The organism is Shewanella sp. KJ2020 (assembly GCF_024197625.1).
Classification (GTDB): domain Bacteria; phylum Pseudomonadota; class Gammaproteobacteria; order Enterobacterales; family Shewanellaceae; genus Shewanella.
This window is the reverse complement of sequence record NZ_JAKUKD010000014.1, coordinates 20,767-41,372: the sequence shown is the minus strand read 5'-3', so window position 1 is coordinate 41,372 and position 20,606 is coordinate 20,767. Positions and strand designations below refer to the sequence as shown.

The 20,606-nt window shown below is 45.9% G+C and carries 19 protein-coding genes and 1 pseudogene; 13 read left to right on the top strand and 7 right to left on the bottom strand.

Translation table 11 applies throughout. The annotated features are described in order from the left end of the window. Positions 1-2: 2 nt before the first annotated feature. Positions 3-303 (top strand): annotated as a pseudogene (locus tag MJO46_RS19985) (catalase-peroxidase); the annotation flags it as partial. A 245-nt stretch (positions 304-548) separates the two neighbouring features. Further along, entirely contained in the window at positions 549-2,039 is a 1,491-nt protein-coding gene (locus MJO46_RS08875; RefSeq protein ID WP_253988996.1) for an ATP-binding cassette domain-containing protein, read from the top strand. Between the two features lie 248 nt (positions 2,040-2,287). Here the strand turns inward: MJO46_RS08875 and MJO46_RS08870 are convergent, their stop codons facing one another. From MJO46_RS08870 to MJO46_RS08860, 3 genes are all read right to left on the bottom strand, one after another. Further along, positions 2,288-2,632: a co-chaperone YbbN gene (locus tag MJO46_RS08870; protein WP_253989017.1), complete on the bottom strand. Its 345-nt coding sequence runs from the start codon at positions 2,630-2,632 to the stop codon at positions 2,288-2,290. Between the two features lie 61 nt (positions 2,633-2,693). Beyond that, the gene (locus MJO46_RS08865; RefSeq protein ID WP_198781157.1) at positions 2,694-2,843 is read right to left on the bottom strand and encodes a hypothetical protein; all 150 of its coding nucleotides are present in this window, start codon (positions 2,841-2,843) and stop codon (positions 2,694-2,696) included. Positions 2,844-2,911: 68 nt separating this feature from the next. Then, the gene (locus MJO46_RS08860; RefSeq protein WP_253988995.1) at positions 2,912-3,556 is read right to left on the bottom strand and encodes an excalibur calcium-binding domain-containing protein; all 645 of its coding nucleotides are present in this window, start codon (positions 3,554-3,556) and stop codon (positions 2,912-2,914) included. A gap of 355 nt (positions 3,557-3,911) precedes the next feature. On the opposite strand from MJO46_RS08860, the gene MJO46_RS08855 reads away from it, so the two are divergent. Both MJO46_RS08855 and MJO46_RS08850 read left to right on the top strand, forming a co-directional pair. Beyond that, positions 3,912-4,298, top strand: coding sequence for a PadR family transcriptional regulator (locus MJO46_RS08855; protein WP_253988994.1), 387 nt, complete (start codon positions 3,912-3,914; stop codon positions 4,296-4,298). Between the two features lies 1 nt (position 4,299). Beyond that, positions 4,300-5,250: a hypothetical protein gene (locus tag MJO46_RS08850; protein ID WP_253988993.1), complete on the top strand. Its 951-nt coding sequence runs from the start codon at positions 4,300-4,302 to the stop codon at positions 5,248-5,250. A 3-nt stretch (positions 5,251-5,253) separates the two neighbouring features. Here the strand turns inward: MJO46_RS08850 and MJO46_RS08845 are convergent, their stop codons facing one another. Then, complete coding sequence (locus MJO46_RS08845) at positions 5,254-7,248, bottom strand: sensor domain-containing diguanylate cyclase (RefSeq protein ID WP_253988992.1); 1,995 nt, start codon at positions 7,246-7,248, stop codon at positions 5,254-5,256. A 440-nt stretch (positions 7,249-7,688) separates the two neighbouring features. Between MJO46_RS08845 and MJO46_RS08840 the strand changes: the two genes are divergently transcribed. The 5 genes from MJO46_RS08840 (at position 7,689) to MJO46_RS08820 (ending at position 12,367) form a co-directional block, all read left to right on the top strand. Further along, positions 7,689-8,504, top strand: coding sequence for an ABC transporter substrate-binding protein (locus MJO46_RS08840; protein WP_253988991.1), 816 nt, complete (start codon positions 7,689-7,691; stop codon positions 8,502-8,504). A gap of 244 nt (positions 8,505-8,748) precedes the next feature. Continuing rightward, positions 8,749-9,591 (top strand): AraC family transcriptional regulator, encoded by an 843-nt coding sequence (locus MJO46_RS08835; protein WP_253989016.1) that lies wholly within the window; start codon positions 8,749-8,751, stop codon positions 9,589-9,591. Between the two features lie 137 nt (positions 9,592-9,728). Next, a complete protein-coding gene (locus tag MJO46_RS08830; RefSeq protein ID WP_253988990.1) occupies positions 9,729-10,439 on the top strand; it encodes a LysE family translocator in 711 nt (236 codons plus the stop codon). 91 nt (positions 10,440-10,530) lie between these two features. Further along, positions 10,531-11,361 carry a hypothetical protein gene (locus MJO46_RS08825; RefSeq protein WP_253988989.1) on the top strand — a complete coding sequence of 277 codons (831 nt, stop codon included), beginning with the start codon at positions 10,531-10,533 and terminating at the stop codon, positions 11,359-11,361. Positions 11,362-11,803: 442 nt separating this feature from the next. After that, on the top strand, positions 11,804-12,367 hold the full coding sequence (locus tag MJO46_RS08820) for an arsinothricin resistance N-acetyltransferase ArsN1 family B (RefSeq protein ID WP_367880917.1): 564 nt from the start codon (positions 11,804-11,806) through the stop codon (positions 12,365-12,367). Between the two features lie 157 nt (positions 12,368-12,524). Here the strand turns inward: MJO46_RS08820 and MJO46_RS08815 are convergent, their stop codons facing one another. Then, entirely contained in the window at positions 12,525-14,465 is a 1,941-nt protein-coding gene (locus MJO46_RS08815; RefSeq protein ID WP_253988988.1) for an EAL domain-containing protein, read from the bottom strand. Between the two features lie 211 nt (positions 14,466-14,676). Between MJO46_RS08815 and MJO46_RS08810 the strand changes: the two genes are divergently transcribed. Beyond that, positions 14,677-15,429 carry a phosphatase PAP2 family protein gene (locus tag MJO46_RS08810; protein WP_253989014.1) on the top strand — a complete coding sequence of 251 codons (753 nt, stop codon included), beginning with the start codon at positions 14,677-14,679 and terminating at the stop codon, positions 15,427-15,429. A 68-nt stretch (positions 15,430-15,497) separates the two neighbouring features. Here MJO46_RS08810 and MJO46_RS08805 read toward each other — a convergent pair whose 3' ends face one another. Then, the gene (locus MJO46_RS08805) at positions 15,498-16,046 is read right to left on the bottom strand and encodes a DUF2799 domain-containing protein (protein WP_253988987.1); all 549 of its coding nucleotides are present in this window, start codon (positions 16,044-16,046) and stop codon (positions 15,498-15,500) included. Positions 16,047-16,498: 452 nt separating this feature from the next. On the opposite strand from MJO46_RS08805, the gene MJO46_RS08800 reads away from it, so the two are divergent. Further along, complete coding sequence (locus tag MJO46_RS08800; RefSeq protein ID WP_253988986.1) at positions 16,499-17,356, top strand: PA4780 family RIO1-like protein kinase; 858 nt, start codon at positions 16,499-16,501, stop codon at positions 17,354-17,356. 434 nt (positions 17,357-17,790) lie between these two features. Here MJO46_RS08800 and MJO46_RS08795 read toward each other — a convergent pair whose 3' ends face one another. Next, complete coding sequence (locus MJO46_RS08795) at positions 17,791-18,024, bottom strand: transposase (RefSeq protein WP_198781144.1); 234 nt, start codon at positions 18,022-18,024, stop codon at positions 17,791-17,793. A gap of 713 nt (positions 18,025-18,737) precedes the next feature. Here MJO46_RS08795 and MJO46_RS08790 point away from each other — a divergent pair. Together MJO46_RS08790 and MJO46_RS08785 are read left to right on the top strand one after the other, a co-directional pair. After that, entirely contained in the window at positions 18,738-19,424 is a 687-nt protein-coding gene (locus MJO46_RS08790) for an OmpA family protein (protein WP_198783618.1), read from the top strand. A gap of 267 nt (positions 19,425-19,691) precedes the next feature. Beyond that, positions 19,692-20,528 (top strand): molybdate ABC transporter substrate-binding protein, encoded by an 837-nt coding sequence (locus tag MJO46_RS08785; RefSeq protein ID WP_253988985.1) that lies wholly within the window; start codon positions 19,692-19,694, stop codon positions 20,526-20,528. Positions 20,529-20,606 lie beyond the last annotated feature (78 nt).

The window sequence follows — 20,606 nt, the reverse complement described above, 5'->3', positions numbered from 1 at the left end:
GCGCTGAGTAGTGGATGGGCAAATGGTCCATGATTTTATTGACTATCACCCTCAATACTCGCCTCACAGATATTGTATTGGTCGGTGGTTTTCGTGCGTTGGATGCAAACTGTGCTGGCGTTAAGCACAATGTTTACCGATAAGCGCTGGCGCGCTGAGTAATGATGTCTTCGTCAACTTACTCTATATGTCGACTAAGTGGAGCAAGTCGGAAAAGCAAGAGGGCATCTACGCGCCGTGTCAGAAGTCTATGGCGCGCAAGATGGTAAAGACAGATTCGCCCAAGACTGTGTAAAAGCCTAGAACAAAGTGGTGAACGTCGATCGCTTCGATATCTAAGCTTGGTATTTAAGCTCGCTGTCTTTAAACTCAATAGCCTATTTGAGCTTGCACCTTAAGCCAGTTCATGTGTTTCTACATGGACGGGCTTTTTGTTATCTTGTGTGAACTGCTTTTCTGCAATCATTTTCTACTGAGTTTCAATGCCATGATTTTTATGTCTATCGGTCGAATCAATGTTAATCGGGGTGAATACCTAAGGACGTGGAATGGGGAATAGTGTGACACACGGGGACAAGGTGATTGCCGTGAAGGGATTACGTTATGGCCGTGGCAATGAGCTGCTGGTAGTCGACGATTGGCAGTTAATACCAAGGCAGCATTGGGCGATTTTTGCCACAGACAGTTATAGCGGCTCACTCCTTGGGCGGATGTTAGCGGGGGATATTCAGCCCGATGAGGGCGTGATATCCGGCTTGCCATCACGAATCGGTTGGGTGTCACTCGGCTTACAACAGGCATTGCTTGAACGCGAGTTAGCAAAGGATGAACTGGATTACGGTTCGACGGTCGAGGCCTTAGTGCTCGAATGCTGTCAAGATAGCGAACAACTCCCTACTTTATTGCAAAAGGTGGGACTTGAGCCTTTGCGGCAGCGGGGTTTTCGGCAGTTATCCACGGGGGAAACGCGTCGAGTGATGCTGGCACGTGCGCTAGCGGGATTACCGCAACTGCTGATTTTAGATGACCCTTATGCAGGGCTTGATGCCGAGCATCAAGGGAGTTTATCTAAGCTATTAAGCGAAGTCGCCGCCCATAGCCAGCTGCTTGTTATCACCTCACGCCAAGAAGAATTACCGCCGTGCATTAGCCATGTGGCGTTGTTTAATAGTGAGATGCATAAATCTGGCCAGCATGTGCATAAGCTCAGCCCGCCTATGTCGATTGAGCAATGGCACAACCACCCTGTGATGGCGCAGCTCAATGCGCTTTCGGCCACGCGCAGCGACGAGTTGTTAGCGCTAATGGAGCGCCAACGCCACAATGCCGAAGCCTTTGATCCCTTAGTCGAGATTAAAAATGGCAAGGTGGAGTATGTCAGCGGCTTGATTTTTAAAAGCGTGAATTGGCGAATTAGCGCGGGTCAACATTGGCAAGTGCGTGGGCCAAATGGCTGCGGTAAGAGTACCTTGCTCGGGCTGATTTTGGGGGATCATCCCCAGTGCTATAGCAACGACATCACCCTCTTTGGCCGGCCACGTGGCAGTGGTGAGAGTATTTGGCAGATTAAACAACGGATTGGCATAGTGTCATCGGCATTGCATTTACAATACCGCGTCAGTTGTTCGGCGCTCGATGTGTTGCTATCGGGGTTTTATGATTCCATTGGCCTTTACCATAAACCCACTAAACCTCAGGTCGATTTGGCGAAGGAATGGCTGGCAATTTTACATATGAGTGAGTTTGCCAGTACGGGTTTTAAGCAATTGGATTACGGCCAGCAGCGGTTATTACTGATAGGTAGAGCTCTGATTAAACAGCCCTTACTGTTGGTTTTAGACGAGCCGTATCAGGGCTTAGATTTTATCAATCGCACCTTAGTGATGCGGGCCTTGGAGATGATTGCCGAGCATCATCTGAGTCAATTGCTTTATGTTTCCCACCATAGGGAAGATGCCTTGCCTGCCATTAACAACTTCGTCGATTTTATCAAGCAAGATAACGGCTATTCGGTTGAGGTGAGTTATCGCACAGTGTGATAGGTGAGTTCGGTCAAATGGTGCGAACCCCTTAAAACCCTATGAGTAGAACTGTGATGATGCCCTCGGCGGCAATTGCCAAGATAAAAAAGCCTTGTTAGAGGCCATTCGCGCCAAGAAGACCAGTATTGTGGTGGTAAGGATAAGGCAAACCAAACCTTGTTGAGCCTGACTCAAGCGCCACAAAGCTTAACCTTAGGTAAACCCATAGCATACAGTGGTTTTAGAGTATCAAAATAGTCATGGCGTTATTCTGAATCTATTAATTCATAGGGGCGGGCAATCGCCTCTTTGAGATCTGTTAGCGAAAATACCTTCGAAAACCGGCCAAAGATTTTGCCATAAAACACACATTCCACCACGGGTAGGGTAAAGACATTGTGGCTTGCGGCTATCTCAGCTTGGGCTTGGCAATCGACATACGCCATCCGCATCTGCGGGAACTCTTGCGCTATCATCTCAGCAATTCTCGGTTTGAGTGTTTGGCACACACCGCAGTCCGGCGCGCCAAATAACAACAGTACCGCAGCATGCTCGGTTAACAAGGATTCAAGCATCTTAGGTGAATTCATTTCGATGATATCAGTTTGCATGGTTGCCATTTTGAAGTTGCTATGGATATAAATTCATGGGTTAGTTTGCGTGTTTTTAGGGTTAAAGCCAGCCCATTTTTACCACGCTACTACCGATAAATTGACCAAGATAAAATAAGCCAAGCATGAGAAGCCCGATACTGGCAGCAATCACTCCGATTTGCTGTATGCCTGTAAGACGACCTAGCCATTGTTTTAGATTATTTATCATTTCGCTACCTGCTACCTGCTACCTGCTACCTGCTACCTGCTACCTGCTCATCGATATATGTCGCATCGCTAACCGCACCACTGACGCTCGCAGGGAATGCCATCGCCGTTACCATCCATTTGTGTATTTGGGCAATTTTGAATGTAAAAAGTTGCTTCGGCGCAGGAGCGCATATGGCTGCAATGGGTTTTGCCCGTTTCACATTGGAATTGAGGTGTGGCTGGAATCTTCTCTTGGTAAACGGGGCTCTGTTCAATCTCATCATAGGTGAGAACTGGGGCTTCATTTACGACAGGGGCCTCATTAAATGCTTGGTATTTTTTAAAGCCAAAAACACCTATTGCTATGATAATCAGCAGCGGGACTATTGTGTTAATCGCGGATGTTCGTGAGCTATGTTGATGGTTTTTATCTTTATTATTAAAGCGTTCGCGGGAGTGAGTGCGGGAATCTTGGTGTGACTCTTGATGTGAAATAGGACTTGCGGCAAGGACGGCCACCCCTTCAATCGAGGCGATAACGGCTTTTCTTTTACCGTCATGTTGCACTTCCATTTGGTACAAAATGCTGTCGCCCACTTTCGGCTTTCGCGCCATCTTTTTTAACACTGAAATATGGATAAACACATCTTGGTCAGTGTTTTTATCGGGCTGAATAAAGCCAAATCCCTTTTCATCGTTCCAGCGTACCAGCACGCCTCTATCCATAAGCATTTTCTATGTCCTTAATGTATGCCGTTTTACAGATACAGCCGATCTTAGGCTAATAAGTCAGCAATTCAATAGTGGCTGCTAAGTTACTCAAGCATAGGAAGTTTTGCAATTTTTTATCTTAGTTTTGCTTACCTATAAGTCATTTACTTTGGGTGTATGACGGCGTGGCGACTTGAGTTGTGTGTGGCAGATATTGGCATTTTAATAAATTCAATACAAACAATGATTTGTATCTATTTTAAACAAATTGAATAAAAAATGCGCATTAAAACTTGCAATTTTACTGTGTGCTGCATAGTATTTGCTGTGTGGCGCACAGTGTGTGTGACACAGTGTTAAGAATAGGAATTCGACCATGACAAGTTCACAGCTAGTCAAAATGCGACTCGAGTTGCGCCGTGGAGTATTAGTGTTGGCGGTACTGGGATTATTAAAACAACCCCATTACGGTTATTCGCTCCGCAAACAGTTGCAGGAAGGCGGTATCGATATTGACGAAGGGACGCTGTATCCCTTAGTACGCCGCCTAGCCGATCAAGGATTGTTGGATAGTGAGTGGCGCCAGGCCGAAGGGCGTGAGCGTCGTTATTACCAATTGTCATCGTTGGGGGCTGAGTTGCTCAGTCAACTGACCGATGAATGGCAGCAACTTAATGGCGCCTTGGCTTTTTTGTTAGAGCAAAGCGCTGACACTAATGGCTCAGATATAAACAGCCTAGACGAGAATGCAGAGGATATTTGATATGGAATTAGTCGATCGCTATATCGCCGCGGTGCAGCGTGAATTGCCCGAGAACAAACGTCAGGAAATTGGCCGTGAATTAAAAGCCAATATCTGTGATCAATTGGATGCACTGTCTGAACAAGGTGAATTAACTGAGTCACAAGTTGCCGCCGTGCTAAAGCAAATGGGCCATCCCTGTAAGGTCGCACAGCAATTTGTTCCATCAGTGCCTATTATCGCCTCTGAGGATATTCCGCTGTTTAAACATACCCTGTTTATGGTGCTTGGCGTGTTGTTTGTGCTGCAGGTGGTGGGCGGTACGACGCAATGGCTGGGCTCGGCAGAGGGTAGCCTATTTAGATTTATCCAACATCTCGCCAGTGGTTTTATCGGCGATGCCTGCCTTGCCTTTACCGCGATTGGCTTGTCTTTTTGGAGCTTTTCGGCACAGGGAAAACCGCTATCCGGCAGTAATTGCCAAAAATGGCAGCCGCAGAATTTGCCAAAGGTCGGCCCAGGTTGGCAGCATATTAGTTTAAGTGATGTATTTACCGATCTGGCGACCTATCTCTTCCTCCTGCTGGTGATATGGTGTTCTGTGTGGATGAGTAGCGAGCAATTAGCCGCACGCACTGTGATTTTTAGTGCCAATGCTCAGCAATGGCTGCAATGGTTTAGCCCTATTATTCTGCTGTCTATGGGTAATAGTCTGTGGCAGTTACGCCGCCGAGTGTGGACCAGTGAATTGTTACTGGCAAATATGGGGATCAATTTTGCTTATGCCTCGTTCTTAGTCTTTCTGGCCTTTAGCTCACCACTATTACAAAGCCAAGGTACTGAATTACAGGGGCGGTTTACAGTATTGCAGTTAGAGCAATGGCTAAGTTATGGCTTAGTGATCAGTGCTATGTTCCCTGGCTATGAGGTGATCCGCGATGGGCTGCGTTGGCGCAAACTCGCACACAAGTAAGGCCTAACCTAGGCTCTGCAGGTGTGTTTTATTGGCTTTTTTCATCGAGTACATGGCCTGATCTGCATGATTGATCAGGCTTTTTACATCTGTGCCATCCTCAGGATAAACCGCCGAGCCTATGCTGGCACCTATATGTATTAAGTGGCCGCTAATGGTGTATGGCTTGGTGACTGCATGGACAATTTTTTCCTGTAATATCTGCACGTTTTCGGCATGGGGTAAATGTTCTAAGAGGATCACAAACTCATCACCGCCGAGGCGGGTGATGGTATCAATTTGCCGAATGGCAGAGGAGAGCCGTTTCGCCACTTCCTGTAGCAGTCTGTCGCCGACATCGTGACCAAATTGATCATTTATTGGCTTAAAGTTATCTAAGTCCAAAAATAGCACCGCAAAAATCCCTTTTGTTCGTTGGACATGCACTATGGCTTGTTCGAGCTTAGTGTGGAACAGGACACGATTGGGCAGATTGGTGAGGGCGTCGTGGTGGGCGATATGGCGCAGGTATTCTTCCTCCGCCTTACGCTCGGAAATATCGGTAATGACGATAACAAAATGAGTGAGCAGGTGCTGATCATTACGTACTGTATTTATCCGTAAACTGAGTGCAAGTTTGTCGCCCAATAGGGTTTTCTTGAGGATTTCACCTTGCCATTGTTCGCCCTGTTGTAGCAGGTTCAGCATAGCTTGATAAGCGTCTTCATTTTCATGTCCGCTATTGATAAAGCGCGTTGCATCCCCCTGTAGATGTTGTGGGGTAAAGCCTGTGATATCGGTAAAAGCTTGATTGGTCGAGATAATATTTAACTGTGGATCGGTAATAATAATGCCATCGGTACTGGCATTGAATACGGTTGCTGCGAGCCTGAGTTTATCTTCGGCCTGTTTACTGGCACTTAAATCCATGAAATATGCCACGCCTTCCTGTTGACTCCCATTTAAAAAACTGGCCCCTAGCATCACAGGGATTAAGGCGCCGCTCTTGCGGAACAGTTGCTTTTCATACTGTTGGCAGTGGCCATATCGCGCCAACTCGGCAAGGGCGATGGCATCTCTTGCTTCATATTCCGGCGGAGTGAGTGAGCGCCAATTGATTAAGCCTGAGGTTAAGTCCGTACGGTCAAAATCGAGCATCTGGAGGAAGTGATCATTAGCATCCTGAATGGTGCCATCGAGCTGCCATGAAACAATGCCAATAGTGTTAGAGTTTTTAAGGCTGTTAAAACGAGATTCACTCATAAACAACAGTTGTTCAGATTTAGCAATATTGTGGATGATCTGTCGACTGGCGAAGATAACCATGCCGATAAATAGCAAGAGCGCGCCAAGGCCAATCAACCAGGTCATTTGCTTTACCCAGCGCGCACCTTCGCTGAGGATCGCAGAGAAGGTGATTTCGAGTTGGAGTAACTCTTCATTGGCCTCAATCAGCTGTTGTCTATACTGATTTAGGATTTCGGGCCTGCCACCAAACTGATTGATTTCATCACGTATATTTTCAGCGAGTTCCATAACGGACTCGAAACGTTCGTCGGCTAAGAGCCACACGTTAACGGCTTCTTGCATATGGGGGGTGGAGTGGAAGTGGCGGAAAAACCAGATCAGCGACTCGGTATCTCGCTCATCATTGCCGCCTTGGATAAACCCGAGTTTTGCGGCTTGTTCATCGATGGGGACTGAGCGTAAGGCCTGGCGGGCCTGACTATCGCCCATGATAACGTCAGTGGCGGCGAGGTAGCGTTGATAGTCCACTTCGTTTTTATCGTGGGAATAATGTGTGAGGTAGAAGATGGCATCTTTTTGTGCCTTGGCCCATAGTCCTTCACCGCGGACATAGGTGCGTACACCATCAAAAATATTACCTTGAAGATATACTAGGGTGACTAAAATGATGCAGATCCCAACAAACATCCCTATGATTAATAATACCTTAGCAACGGTTGAACGGGCTCTTTGTCGTAGGATCTCTAAGTTGCGCGCAAACTTGGTTTTCATGCTGACTCCCCGTAATTTAAGCATTGCCGCCATGTCCAAGGGGGCAATTGAGTGGGAGATAAGCTGCGTTGGCCGTGGCCATAGAGAGCTTTGGGGATTTTCATCTGTTCCTTAGATTGATTATTTTTTTAACATACTAAAGCCTAGTATGTTTTTGTTCTTAAATGGGATTATTGTCGATGGAATCAAAGTCCCTATAGATTCTTTAATCAACACTAAATATGGTTAAGTTAATCCCATCCAGTATAGCTATAGATTATAGCCATAGTGGGGCTTGGCATTGGAATGATTGTCGTATGAGCGGGATAACCTAATACTGTGCTGGGAGTCTGGCTCTGAGCTTAAATATCCGCAATAAGATAGATTTAATCCGTGGGTGAGTGTTGATGTAAGCGTTCTGAACTATGCTAAAAGCAATGCTAGACTTAGGTGGTATCAGTATGTTTTATAAGAGGTTCATTAAATTAGTGCACCCAATTAATCCTTTGTGGCATACCTTAGTTTGTGGCTGTTTAGTCAGCATACTCTTTGTGGTGGAGGCACTCTCGGCTCCCTTACCTAAGGTGCTGCGCGCCGATTTTCGGCATAGACCGCCCGAAATGGTGCTAGACGAGCAACACAATCGGATGACGGGGCCAGTTAAGGATATTCTCGAAGAAGCGGCGGCTAAGATTGGATATCGCATCGAATGGGCCGCGCGCCCCTTTGCCCGCAGTCTGTATGAGTTACAGGTGGGAACGGTCGATATAGTGCCCCGCACGATACGGACCCCAGAGCGAGAGGCATTTATTCATTTTCTTGGCCCTATTTCGATACAGGAGCGGGATATTCTGTTCCTTGTAAAAACTGGGGAAGAGGCGCGGATTAAATCCTATGAGGATTTATATAAGGTTACCGTGGGGGTTAAGCGGCGAACGGTTTATTTCGAGCGCTTTGATGGGGATCAGGCGCTGAATAAAGTGGAGTCAGTCGATGATGAAAATATGGCTCGCATGTTTATCATGGGGCGTTTCGATACTATGGCCGTGCTCGATCGCGACGCCATTGAGAGCGTCCTCACTAAGCTAGAATATGAGCGTTTTAGTTATGCCGATTTTAGGCAGCAGAATCGGATTGAGCATTACTTTGGTATGTCCAATAAATCCCCCCATTTGGCCATTTTTGATGCACTTAATAAGGCATTACTTGAGATGGTTGCCTCTGGTCGTATTAAGCAGATTTACCTCTCCTATGGTTTAACTGTGGAAGGAGAATAGATGCTGCCAAGTTTGGTGCAATCATGCTACTTCAACCTAAGGCTATTCGGGGTCTTGCCGAGCAAAAATCTGTACCTAATAAGCGCCCAACTCCCTGGGCGCTTTGTTTTTTGAGCCGTATTCAATGCCGAAGTTGGTTAAATGGCCTATCTGCAATTATTTACTATTCTCGCCCTTGCTGTGGCGGCTAGAATGATCATTCTGAAATGCAAACTCGCGGATGATAAAGGCCCAAATTGAGCAGATGAGCAGTATTGTACCCATTGAAAATATTAACTATTGGCGTCATCCCAGCTTATCAGGCATAGAACTGAGTCAGGCGGAATTCACACATTTCAGCTTCGATAAACATGTGCATCTGGATTATCACTTAGGTGTCGTTACCCAAGGTGCCCAGCAGTTTGTGAATAAGGGCAGCCGTTATCAGCTCGGTCAGCACAGTTTATCGACCTTAAATCCCGACGAAACCCACGATGGCCAGAGCCGTGATGCCGACGGTTATCGGGTGAAAGTCATGTCTATCCCCGTGGAATACATGAATGGAGTCAGCCAAGAACTGGGTATCAAGGAGCACTTTTTCAGCGCGCCTATGGTGGATGATCCGACGCTTTATCAATATTTTATTCAGCTACACGAGTTATTAATTCAAGGCCAATGCAGTGCACTTGCGGGTGAGTCCCATCTATTGAACTTTATTCATCTGTTACTGCAGCGTTACCCTAGCGGCGTTTTATCTGGCATATCTAAACCGAATCAACCGCAGGGGTTATCTCAGTTGCAGGTGAGCTTAGTGAAACAGCGAATTCACGATGAACCTTGGCATAATACTCAACTTGAAACCTTAGCCAATGACGTGAACTTAAGTAAGTTTCAGTTTTTACGGCAATTTAAACAGGCAACAGGGATGACACCCCATGCGTATCTCAAGCGGGTGCGTTTAGAGTTGGCGAAAAAGTCCTTAAGTCATGGTGCGTTAGTGGCGGATGTGGCGCAGCAATTCGGATTTTTCGATCAGAGCCATTTAAATAAAGCCTTTAAGCAGGCATACCTATTATCGCCGGTGCAATTTCAGCGGCGCATGCTCTAGCTTCCGCCGTTTTTTCGACGACTGGTGATTTGAATAAAACAGAGTTGTGCAATTTATTACAATTCAGCCCGGCGACACATGGCCATACTGGCAGCCTCTGTTATCGTTAATAACCCTTTTTGCGGAGCCGCATCTCTATGGATTTATCCTTATTACTCACCTTGGCCGTGATCCACACGGTTGCCTTGATCAGCCCCGGACCCGATTTCGCCATTATGGTGAAGATTGCCACTCAGCAGCCCAGAAGCACGGCGATTGCTGCGGCCGTGGGGATTTCAGTGGCCATTTTAGCCCACACGATTTTGAGCCTAACGGGAGTGAGTCTGCTTATTAAGAGCTCGCACACTCTGTACCTCTTAGTGCAAATTGTGGGGGCAACTTATTTAGCTTGGATGGGCTTTGGCGCCCTGCGTGCCGGTCTTGCAATACTCGCTAAACATAAAGTAAGCGTTAAACCCCATGTAGGGACAAATATTAATGCTATTGAAACTACCGAGGCTGAAGGTGTTATACCTGTTGCTGGTGGCTTAGCTGGCACTATGTCGCGCAGGCAAGGATTTTTGACTGGGCTTTATACTAATCTATTGAATCCCAAAGCATTAGTGTTTTTCTTAACTCTGTTTTCGGCTTTGATAACCCCAAGCGTTACTATTAGCACTAAAATCGCCGCCGCTATCTTGTTGTTATCGCTGTCGCTAGCATGGTTTGGCTTTGTGGCTGTGATGTTATCTAAGGCGCAGGTGCAACTTAAATTGCAGCGACTGACACCTATTATCGATGCGACGATTGGCGTTATCTTTATGTCAGTGGCGCTGGCGATTTACTCCAATCTCTTGCTAACGGCTTAGTCTGGCGCAGATCTTAAGGTTTGAGTCCTGTGTACCTATGTTATTCTTGGCCTTTGATTTCAGCAGAAACGTTTGGATAAAAGGGATAAAGATGTCAGTTGTCTTATCAGTAAAGGGAATAAAATCAGCGAGTTTAGATAAAATTAAGCTGATTAAAATGGCGTTTTATGCGGCCTTAATAGCCGGTTTTATGGGGTTAAGTAGTCATGTCCGCGCGGCCGATGAGGCATTGCCACAGGAATATATTCCTCTGGTACAAGGTATTATCGATGCGGCTAAGGCAAATGATCCAGAAGCCATTGCTAAGCGAGTGGCTTACCCACTTAAACGTGAATATCCGATCTCCGCGATTCAAAATATGCAGGAAATGGTTGCACGTTTCAACCAAGTCTTCGATTCACAACTGCTTGAGCAGATTGCCAATTCTAAGGCTGACGTCGATTGGCAGACTATGGGTTGGCGCGGGATTATGCTCGGCAGCGGAGTGGTGTGGCTGGATTTTGATGGCAAGATTATTGGCATTAATGCTCAAACACCGGTAGAGACAAAACTTAAAGCTGAGCTTATTGCCAAGCAACAAACGGCATTACATGCGAGTGTGAGTGAGTTTGTTAGCCCTGAGTTAGCATGGCAGACCGCTAAATTTACTATTCGTGTCGATAATATGGGCAACAACCAATATCGTTATGCCGCTTGGGCAAAGGGTAAGTCATTGAGCGAAAAGCCTGATCTAGTGCTGAACAAGGGTAAACTTGTATTCGACGGTAGCGGTGGGAATCATTCATTCCAATTTCGCAGCGGCCCATACCAGTATCACTGTTATGTCACCGTCTTAGGCGGCAGCGATAGTCCTCTAGGCGAGCTAGTGGTGTTTAAAAATGACCAAGAAATACTGACACAAGCTGTCATCAAAGCAGACTAGTCTCGTTTCCCTATCCCTATAGTGAGATGTAAAGCAGCGACCTAGGTTGATGATCGCTGCTTTAATCATCCATGTTTTAGAAGATCACAGATGCAACAATGCCAAATTTAGATAAGTTCTTAATATATAAAGCGTCCTAAAAAACTAATACCCCATTGTGAGTTTGAATAAGCTCAATTGGTGACCTCGGCCATTTAGCCCAATACCCTCCCATGATTATCATTGTCGTCACTCAGATATTTAGAGGGGCTCATTATTGATGCTGAATGGCAGTGTTACATTTTCCCTAAGACCAGATTCTGACTCGGCATACAAATCACCACGAAACTGTGTTTATATAACGCATTATTGCTTTATTTGTGAAATCCCAATCACCTTTTCCGCGTTTACTCTTGAGTGATATATTTTTTGCAATTAGTATCAATGTGTTGGATTGAGCACCATGGGAATAATAGGTTCCTATTATCTCGACAAAATGCGCATGCGCACTAATCAAACGTTGGACATCATGGAGAGTCCTTTGATACGACACGTGACCGAAGACGATGCTGAGTCCATCGTTGGCATTTACAATTACTACATTCAGAACACCGTGATCACCTTTGAGGAAGAAGTCGTTTCCGCGAAGGAGATGTCAGACCGCATTGGCGAGGTCGTTAGCTCCTCTTTGCCTTGGCTGGTTGCAGAGCAAGATGGAAAGGTTGTCGGCTATGCCTACGCCACGAAATGGAAGGGGCGCTGCGCCTACCGCTTTTCCGTCGAATGCACCGTCTATCTTGCTCCAAGTTTCGTCGGTTCCGGGCTTGGCACTGGCCTCTACACCGCTTTATTTTCGGAACTCAGAAACAAGAAACTTCACGTGGTCATTGGTGGCATCGCATTACCAAATCCAGCTAGCATCGCACTCCACGAAAAATTCGGAATGACACAAGTGGCCCATTTCAAGGAAGTTGGCTTCAAGTTCGGAAAATGGATCGATGTCGGCTATTGGCAGGGTACGCCGTGATGTCCAACCATGCCAGTTATGGCGAACGTTACTCCATAGATATCTTAATCTGAAACTCAAGGATTAGAGCTAAAAATCTAACTCACTTTTAATTTCCCCATTTGAGTTATAAAAGTCTGTGGAAATGGTTGTTTATGCGACATTGCTTAGTCGCGTTTTAATGTTCAGTTTTATGGATAAATTCCTGTTCAAACTGTCTTGCGGTAATGGGCTTTCCATAGAGGTAGCCTTGGCCTAAATCGCATTCTTCATTACGAATAAAGGCATCTTGTTCTAGGGTTTCTACCCCTTCGGCTATTACTTCTAAATTCAATTTCTTGCCAATGGCGATAATCGCCTTAGTTAACTCCCTATCTTGTTCGTTTTCTTCGAGTTTATTGATAAAGCAGCGATCGATTTTTAAGGTGTCGAAGGAGTATTTTTGTAGATAACTTAAGGAGGAATAGCCAGTGCCAAAGTCATCTAGGGAGATGCGGATACCGAGTGCTTGAAGTTTTTGAATGGCATTGTGGGCTAAGTGTTCGTCCTGCATTAGCATGCCTTCGGTGATTTCAAGCTCTAGGGCTGTGGGGGGCATTTGATACAGTGCTAACAGATCGGCGATATGCTCGACAAAGCGGGGATTACGCATCTGAATGGGTGAGATGTTAATGGCAATTTTAAAGTCGTGCTGGAGGGCTCTGCACCATTTGGCGGCTTGGGAGAGGGCCGTGTGTAGTACAAAGTTGCCAATATCGATAATCTGGCCATTACGTTCTGCTAGGGCAATAAATCTGTCGGGGGCGACATTGCCAAGGATGGGATTATGCCAGCGCAGCAGGGCTTCGGCACCGATCACAGTCTTGGTCTTTAAATTGATAAAAGGTTGATAATGTAGGCTTAATTCATTTTTGTTCAGGGCGTCGATTAAGTGCGACTCGAGTTGATAACGTTGGCGCAGTGCCGATTGAACATCTTGATTGAAAAAATTATAGGCAGAACCTTCAGCTTTGCTGATTGTCATCGCCGCCCCCGCTTTTTGCAATAACACCACGGCATCTATCCCATCACTGGGGGCCTGCGCTATGCCAATGCTTGAAGGGATAGTGATCACAAAATCTGCGACGCCAAAAGGGGTGTTACAGCAGTTCATGATCTGATTGATCAGTTTGTTGACCTCAGTATGTGGTGAAGCGTGGGACTGAACTATTACAAATTCGGCGCCGGCGATGCGGGATACAAAGGTATTTTCATCGGCATAATGCTGTAAACGCTGGCTGAGAATGGTGAGAATTTTATCGCCAATCAAGTAGCCATAACTGTCGTTGATCGATTTGAAATTGCGTAATCCTACGTAGAGGACAGAAATATTTTCCTTGGAATAAGTTTCTTCAAGCATAAGCGAGAGGTTATTAATCAAGGTGATACGGTTTGGTAGACCCGTCAGTGGATCGTAACTTTTATGGTATTCCAAGGAGCTTTCGGTGGAAGTACGGGTTTCGATTTCACGGATAAGTTTAACGCTAAGCTCTGCCAGTTCATGGGTGCGTTGTTGGACGACATGTTCGAGCTGTTGATTATGGGTTTGTAGTTTAGCCTGTTGAAATAGCGTGACTAAGTTAGCTTCAATCCCATTTTGAAAACGGCTGAGCAAACTACGGAACTGTTTACTGTAGTGATGCTCCTTGCTGTCTAACATGCAGATAGTGCCAAAGGCGGTGTTGTCGGGCCATCGTAATGGCAGGCCACAATAGGCGATCATGCCGAGTTTAATATCAGGGTTTTTATCCCAATTTTTATCTTTAAGTGCATTAGGAATATGCAGTTCTCTGCATTCTTTCATCACTGTTTCACAGTAGAGCCCATGGCCTAGACTGTCTTTATCATGTGGTTTATAGGGGTTACCTAGGCTATGGCTGGAGGCAAAGACTTCTATATCGGATTGATGTACCCGCATGATAAGTGCCGCGGGGGTATCGACTATTTCTGAGAGTAAATCTAAGGTTTGCTGCCAGTTCTCGAGCATTGCTGGCGGTACTATGATTCCGTCGGTATCGATAGCAATGTCGGCGAATATCCGTTTTTTTTGAGATTGCTGAAGGGCGATATGGTAAGGCATGGGTGCTCAATCCTAGAGGCGCAATGTTATTTATAAACTATAGCCTTTTTGTCAGTGATTCGAATTTTTTACCTAAATTAAGTTGGCTCAGATGTCGGGCTGACATGGTAAAACGCCTTAAGTTTTCGATAAGAATTCACTATTACCCTAGTACTAGATGTTCAGATAATAGGGTTTTGTAGTGATTAACCATTTGAAAAATAATAGTGAAATTACGTTTTTTCGCTTTGCTAAGGGCTATTTATTTACCCCACTTCTGGTTTTTGCGGTGATCATTTTTGGGCTTGAATGGACTCACGCCGATATAAAAATGGCGAGCATGTTGTTTCAGTGGCAGGGTGGTGTCGATTCTTGGCCATTAAGAGGCGATTGGATAATGGAAAATCTTCTGCATGTAGCGGGACGTAACTTAGTGATCTTACTGGCCCTAGTTGTAGTGTTAGGGATTGTTTTTAGTTTCCGTCGCGATGCTATTCGCCCCTATCGCAAGGGATTGATCTATTTATTCTGTAGTGTGCTTGCCAGCGTATTATTAGTGCGTATCGGCAAGAACCTAACCCATATGACCTGCCCATGGGATGTGGTGGAGTTTGGTGGTCGGCTGATGCACTTCTCCCTATTTGCCCGTTTACCCGAAGGGGCTGAGTTTGGGCAATGTTTTCCCGGTGGTCATTCGAGTGGCGGTTTTGCTTGGGTTGCGACCTATTATGTATTGAAACAATATCACCCCCGTTATGCCAAAGTGGGGTTAGTGTTTGGGTTGCTACTGGGGGTGGTTTTTGGGATGGCACAGGAGCTGCGCGGCGCCCATTTTTTAAGCCATGATTTATGGAGTCTCGCGGTTGCTTGGACCTGTGCAAGCCTATTGTATTACGGCTTTTTCCTGCGCGCGACTAAGGCGCAGAGCGTTAATTTTGTCCATAGTCTCAGTATGATTAATGCTAAGCTAAATAGTCGAACCTAGTTATGCCCGCCGTATAACTGAGCGGGCCCTTGTGAGATAGATGAGTTTGGCTGTGGCTGCTTTAAGACTCAAAATCTAAAATCGAAGCGAATATCCCCTTGGCGTAAGCGCAATTTTTCATCCAACAGATGATTTTTTTCATTGAGCAGCACATTTTTTTGTTTTAAGAGTGCGGCTTTGTCGGTGAGATTATTCAATTTGTTATCAATACTGCCGATTTCACTGTCGATGGCATATAAGCGTTCGGCGATTTCGGCCAAGCGTTTATTCACTAAATATTGCTCATACCCTTGGTTATAGCGTTCTACAAATTGATTATTGCTACAGACCCCATAGTAATGTTCCCCCGCTAACCCTACGCGATAACCATTTTCGGGGAGACAATAATTAATGAGCCCTTGCTGGTATCCCCGTTGCCACTGGGTTGCATCCACTTTGAGATTAAATTCGTGGCAATCCTTTTGGTATTGATTGAGCTGCGTCGCCGTAGCCCCACGATTACCGTCCGCAAGTCCGAGGGTGTACCAATCACTATTACGACATTCTTCGAGTGAGAGACTCGTGCATTGGGTTAAAGATAGGGCGGATAATGCCAGGGCCAACTGTAAATAACGCATTCAATACTCTCAAGGGATAAAAGGCGATCAGAATAATGCTTCGGGAAGGTGAAGCCAAGCGATGAAAGCAGAGCCGAGGTAAGTGTCCGTCATCAAGGTGATTATAAGGTGCGGTATATTCCCTATGCGTGCTATGGCGGTAAGCCCCATTGCCCCGTTCGCGTTGGTTTTGTTAGTCTAACGACTGTGTTTGGGGTGGTACTGGAGAATCGAGGGAACTTCTACTTGATTATGTCAATTATAAGCAAGCATGGGAGAATTTAAGGTTAATTTTCAGCATGTTTGTTGACTTCAAACCAAGATAAATCTGCTATTGTGTTGTTGCTCTAGGTGCTTTAGTTTTTACTTAAATTTAATTAATCATTTTTTCCTATTTTCGCTAGGAGTCCGCTTTTTTATGAAGATTTGTCCGCAGTATTCCATCTCAAGCCTAAGTAAGGTATAAGGGCGCTATGAAAACTCCGAAACGAATCCAACCTCTGGTTGATGAAGGACTGGTCGATGAGGTCATCAGCCAGTTAATGAGCGGTAAAGAGGCAACTGTGTACGTGGTACGCAGTGGCGAGGATATTCGCTGCGCCAAGGTTTATAAAGAAGCGGACAAACGCAGTTTTAAGCAGGCGGTGCTTTATCAAGAAGGCCGTAAAGTCCGTAACAGTCGTCGTGCCCGTGCGATGGAAAAAGGCTCTAAATTTGGTCGCGATCAAATGGAAGAAGCCTGGCAAAGCGCCGAGGTCGATGCACTATATCGGCTCGCTAACGCAGGCGTCCGGGTGCCGACACCCTATGGCTGTTTTGATGGTGTCCTCTTAATGGAGTTAGTCACCGATGCCGAAGGCAATGTGGCCCCCCGTTTAAATGATGTGACCCTGTCTGCCGAAAAAGCGGTTCGCGACCACACGCTTGTGATGACCTATGTCAAACGTATGCTCTGTGCGGGTTTAGTGCACGGTGACTTGTCTGAGTTTAACGTCTTAGTCGATAGTGAAGGCCCGGTGATCATCGATTTACCCCAAGCGGTCGACGCGGCGGCTAATAATCATGCTAAATGGATGTTAGCTAGAGATATCAATAATATGACTCAGTATTATGGTCAGTACGCCCCCGAATTATTAAAGACGCAGTATGCCAAGGAGATGTGGGCCCTGTTTGAAGCGGGTGAATTAAAACCCGATACCCTGCTCAAGGGTGAGTTTACTGAGGTGCTTGCCGAAGCGGATGTCAGTTCAGTGTTAGAAGAGATCCAAGCGGCTTATGAAGAAGCACAGGAACGCAAGATGCGTATCCAAGAAGCGAATGAAGATTATTAGCCGTTCGGATCTTACTGAAATAGGTTGTTCCCATTAACACCAATCACAGCCTTCCTTGGCGCGCCACACTCACTATAGCGCTAGATCTTCATTGATCCCGTGAATAAAAGGGCAAGACCCAAGAGGGTAATATGCTAGTGACTTGGGGGAGCACAATTCACATATTTGATCTTGGGGGAGATAACTCCCTCTAAAGCCTTGCCAAAACCTTGGCTTTCTCTCTTTGTATCGACACTTAACGTATTAACACTTAAATGACTTCCCAACCTTGGTTGGGTTAGCAATTAATGTGGATGACAAGGCCGGACGAAAAAGGGCGCTGTTATTATTGTTGTTAGCACATCTTTTATATCGTTAGCGTTATCAGCAGGGCGATATGCCATCCTGTCCGGCGTCCGGCCTTGTCTATTTGGGCTCCCATAGGAATGTAAACATTAGCCTATGGTGCGTAATTCATTGTTAAGCTGTTTAATTTTTTTCTGCAGCTGGGCTATCTCACCCATGAGAGCACATTCTCTTTGCTGTGGTTGTAAGTCGCTTTCCCTTACCCACTGGTACACGGCTTTAGCCGAAATTCCATATTGGCGAGCCACATCCGAAAGTAAACGTCCCTTCACTTTCACTTCGGAAATGACATTGAGCTTGAGACTATTGTCGATAATTCCCATGTGCTGTCCCTCTTTACTGCGTTCTAACGATATTCGATCTAATGGCGTTGATGTTTCCCTAGTGACTAACGACGCTGCTCTAAATCCCACTGGCTATAGCCAACGTGGCGTAGATAAATCCATTCATGGCGACACAGTTCAATCAATTTCATCATGCTTTTCATCTTTCCTCCTCAACACCTATTACCTAAATCTAAGATTTAAACCTAAGACCTGAGGTATTTTTCCTTGATTAACATATTTAAGCGTACCGCTAGACAACTGCGATAGGGTTATCGCTTCCTCTTACCTATTTAGTAGTATGTAAAATTCGTGCCAATATTCTAATTTTTTATTTATTCATAAAAATCAATTGTTTGTAATGTTGTTTAAAACTGCTTTATTTTATGCGCTTGTCAAAAACGGTGCAAAGTGCACTATTTCAGGGCTTAGCAAAGCGGAGGGGGCAGTGCGGCTTATGGAGGCTTTTATGAGTTATCCCTGTATCTTTGCTGACTAAATTACCGATTAGCGGCTACAGGCTGAGATTAATGATTGTCTCTAAGGAGAATGCCTATATACCCAAACAACCTGAAACTCGTATCTTCAGGTCGCTTGGGTATATACTACGTTTTTTGAATGTTCAGTGATTGCTTATCTATGCCATTCGTCGTGAATTTTTACCTTCTTTGTGGACATTCACAGTCATCAATCATGTTATGAGGTCATTAATGATGAAGCGTTTTCAAGCCAGTTCATTTACACCAACTAAGCTCACTATAGCGGCGCTTATCGGTGGATTATTGGTATCCGGTTGTACAACAGTGAATCCCTATACTAATGAACAACAAACCGCTAAGGCGACGACAGGAGCCTTAATTGGCGCCGTTGCCGGAGCGGCCGTAGGTGTCGCTTCTTCTAGCAAGAGCGACCGCGGCAAAGGTGCCTTAATTGGCGCTGCATCTGGTGCGGCCGTTGGCGGTGGCATTGGTTACTATATGGATGTACAAGAAACGAAATTGCGCCAACAACTCGCATCAACAGGCGTAAGCGTAACCCGCAATGGTGACAATATTATTCTTAATATGCCCAACGAAGTGACCTTTGGTGTAGATCAAACCGAGCTAAGTGATGGCGCTAAGCGTGTGCTAAATTCTGTTGCCGTGGTGGCAAAGGAATACAGTAAGACCCAACTTAACGTATTAGGTTATACCGATAGCAGTGGCTCGGACTCTTACAACTTGCGTCTGTCGCAGGTACGTGCGAGTGAAGTGGGTAATTACTTGATGGGTAAAGGCGTAGCTTCGGCTCGAGTGAAGTCGCAGGGTATGGGTGAAGCGAGCCCTATCGCCTCTAATGCGAGCGCCGAAGGCCGTGCACAAAACCGTCGTGTTGAAATCGTATTAACGCCAACGGGTTAGTAAGCCTGTTAATCATCATGCTTATTGCTAAAAGTCGCCTGCGGGCGACTTTTTTGTTTCCGTGTTAGGGATTTTAGCCATAAGTGTCCCGCAGATTTTAGCTAGACAATTTGTCCTCTCTAACCTGTGTTCTGGGTGATCTACACCACAATCACACCACAGCGATTTGCCTTGGGGTGAGTTCAGCTTGATCCCTTTATCGATTTCACGTTCTGTATGGGGATAAGTCACACGAATGATATTTACCGTCCAGAGGAGAATATGCCTATGATAAGCAAAAATGTGTTAGTAGCTTTGAGTTTAAGCCCAGTAATTATGGCTGCTGCAGTGCAAGGAGCACAGATGAAAACCGAAGTGACCACAGGAGTCGCACCTATTGAACTGCGCGCCGCTGGCAGCTTAAAGGCGGCGATGAAGGATATTATTGCTGCTTATCAAGCCGAGTCACAGGTGAGTGTTGCCGCGCAATATGCGCCTTCTGGCTTACTGTTAACACGAATTAAAGAGGGCGAAAAAGTCGATATCTTTGCCTCGGCGAATATGAAACATCCGCAGGCGTTAGTGGATTCGGGTCAGGGGCAAAAGGTGCAAATGTTTGCCCGCAATCAACTCTGCGCCATTGCCCAGGACAATATTCAAGTGACGAGTGCGACGCTACTCGATACCTTGTTAGATCCTAAGGTCAAAGTCGGCACCTCAACGCCGAAAGCCGATCCCGCGGGCGACTATGTCTGGGCCGTTTTTGCTAAGGCTGAGGCGGTAAAGCCCAATGCGAAAGCTGCGTTAGAGACTAAAGCATTACAACTGACTGGCGGCCCTGAGAGTGCTAAGCCACCGAAGGATCGCAATCCCTATGGCTGGGTGATGGAAAACAAGCAAGCGGATGTGTTTTTAACCTATTGCACTAATGCCGTGTTGGCGAAAAAAGAAGTACCAAGTCTAAAAATCATTGACTTACCGGTGGAACTCGCCGTAGGTGCCGACTATGGATTAGTGGTTTTGCAAGGTGCTAATACTGCCGCTACGCCGTTAGCTGAGTTTATTCTCTCCGCAAAAGGTCAAGCGATTCTAAGCAGCTATGGTTTTCAGCCCCCTAAAAAATAGTTTTATTTCGGTTTTCGGCGGGATAAAAAACGGCACCGAAAGGGTGCCGTTTTTGTTATTAGTTCAAATTGTCAGTGC

What these genes read in the sequence shown, in the direction of transcription:
- MJO46_RS08785 (WP_253988985.1), top strand. Translation starts at nt 19,692, where the DNA reads ATGATAAGCAAAAATGTGTTAGTAGCTTTGAGTTTAAGCCCAGTAATT.
- MJO46_RS08820 (WP_367880917.1), top strand. Translation starts at nt 11,804, where the DNA reads ATGGGAATAATAGGTTCCTATTATCTCGACAAAATGCGCATGCGCACT.
- MJO46_RS08860 (WP_253988995.1), bottom strand. Translation starts at nt 3,556, where the DNA reads ATGCTTATGGATAGAGGCGTGCTGGTACGCTGGAACGATGAAAAGGGA.
- MJO46_RS08840 (WP_253988991.1), top strand. Translation starts at nt 7,689, where the DNA reads ATGTTTTATAAGAGGTTCATTAAATTAGTGCACCCAATTAATCCTTTG.
- MJO46_RS08800 (WP_253988986.1), top strand. Translation starts at nt 16,499, where the DNA reads ATGAAAACTCCGAAACGAATCCAACCTCTGGTTGATGAAGGACTGGTC.
- MJO46_RS08795 (WP_198781144.1), bottom strand. Translation starts at nt 18,024, where the DNA reads ATGGGAATTATCGACAATAGTCTCAAGCTCAATGTCATTTCCGAAGTG.
- MJO46_RS08865 (WP_198781157.1), bottom strand. Translation starts at nt 2,843, where the DNA reads ATGATAAATAATCTAAAACAATGGCTAGGTCGTCTTACAGGCATACAG.
- MJO46_RS08835 (WP_253989016.1), top strand. Translation starts at nt 8,749, where the DNA reads ATGAGCAGTATTGTACCCATTGAAAATATTAACTATTGGCGTCATCCC.
- MJO46_RS08850 (WP_253988993.1), top strand. Translation starts at nt 4,300, where the DNA reads ATGGAATTAGTCGATCGCTATATCGCCGCGGTGCAGCGTGAATTGCCC.
- MJO46_RS08870 (WP_253989017.1), bottom strand. Translation starts at nt 2,632, where the DNA reads ATGCAAACTGATATCATCGAAATGAATTCACCTAAGATGCTTGAATCC.
- MJO46_RS08815 (WP_253988988.1), bottom strand. Translation starts at nt 14,465, where the DNA reads ATGCCTTACCATATCGCCCTTCAGCAATCTCAAAAAAAACGGATATTC.
- MJO46_RS08855 (WP_253988994.1), top strand. Translation starts at nt 3,912, where the DNA reads ATGACAAGTTCACAGCTAGTCAAAATGCGACTCGAGTTGCGCCGTGGA.
- MJO46_RS08830 (WP_253988990.1), top strand. Translation starts at nt 9,729, where the DNA reads ATGGATTTATCCTTATTACTCACCTTGGCCGTGATCCACACGGTTGCC.
- MJO46_RS08790 (WP_198783618.1), top strand. Translation starts at nt 18,738, where the DNA reads ATGAAGCGTTTTCAAGCCAGTTCATTTACACCAACTAAGCTCACTATA.
- MJO46_RS08825 (WP_253988989.1), top strand. Translation starts at nt 10,531, where the DNA reads ATGTCAGTTGTCTTATCAGTAAAGGGAATAAAATCAGCGAGTTTAGAT.
- MJO46_RS08875 (WP_253988996.1), top strand. Translation starts at nt 549, where the DNA reads ATGGGGAATAGTGTGACACACGGGGACAAGGTGATTGCCGTGAAGGGA.
- MJO46_RS08845 (WP_253988992.1), bottom strand. Translation starts at nt 7,248, where the DNA reads ATGAAAACCAAGTTTGCGCGCAACTTAGAGATCCTACGACAAAGAGCC.
- MJO46_RS08805 (WP_253988987.1), bottom strand. Translation starts at nt 16,046, where the DNA reads ATGCGTTATTTACAGTTGGCCCTGGCATTATCCGCCCTATCTTTAACC.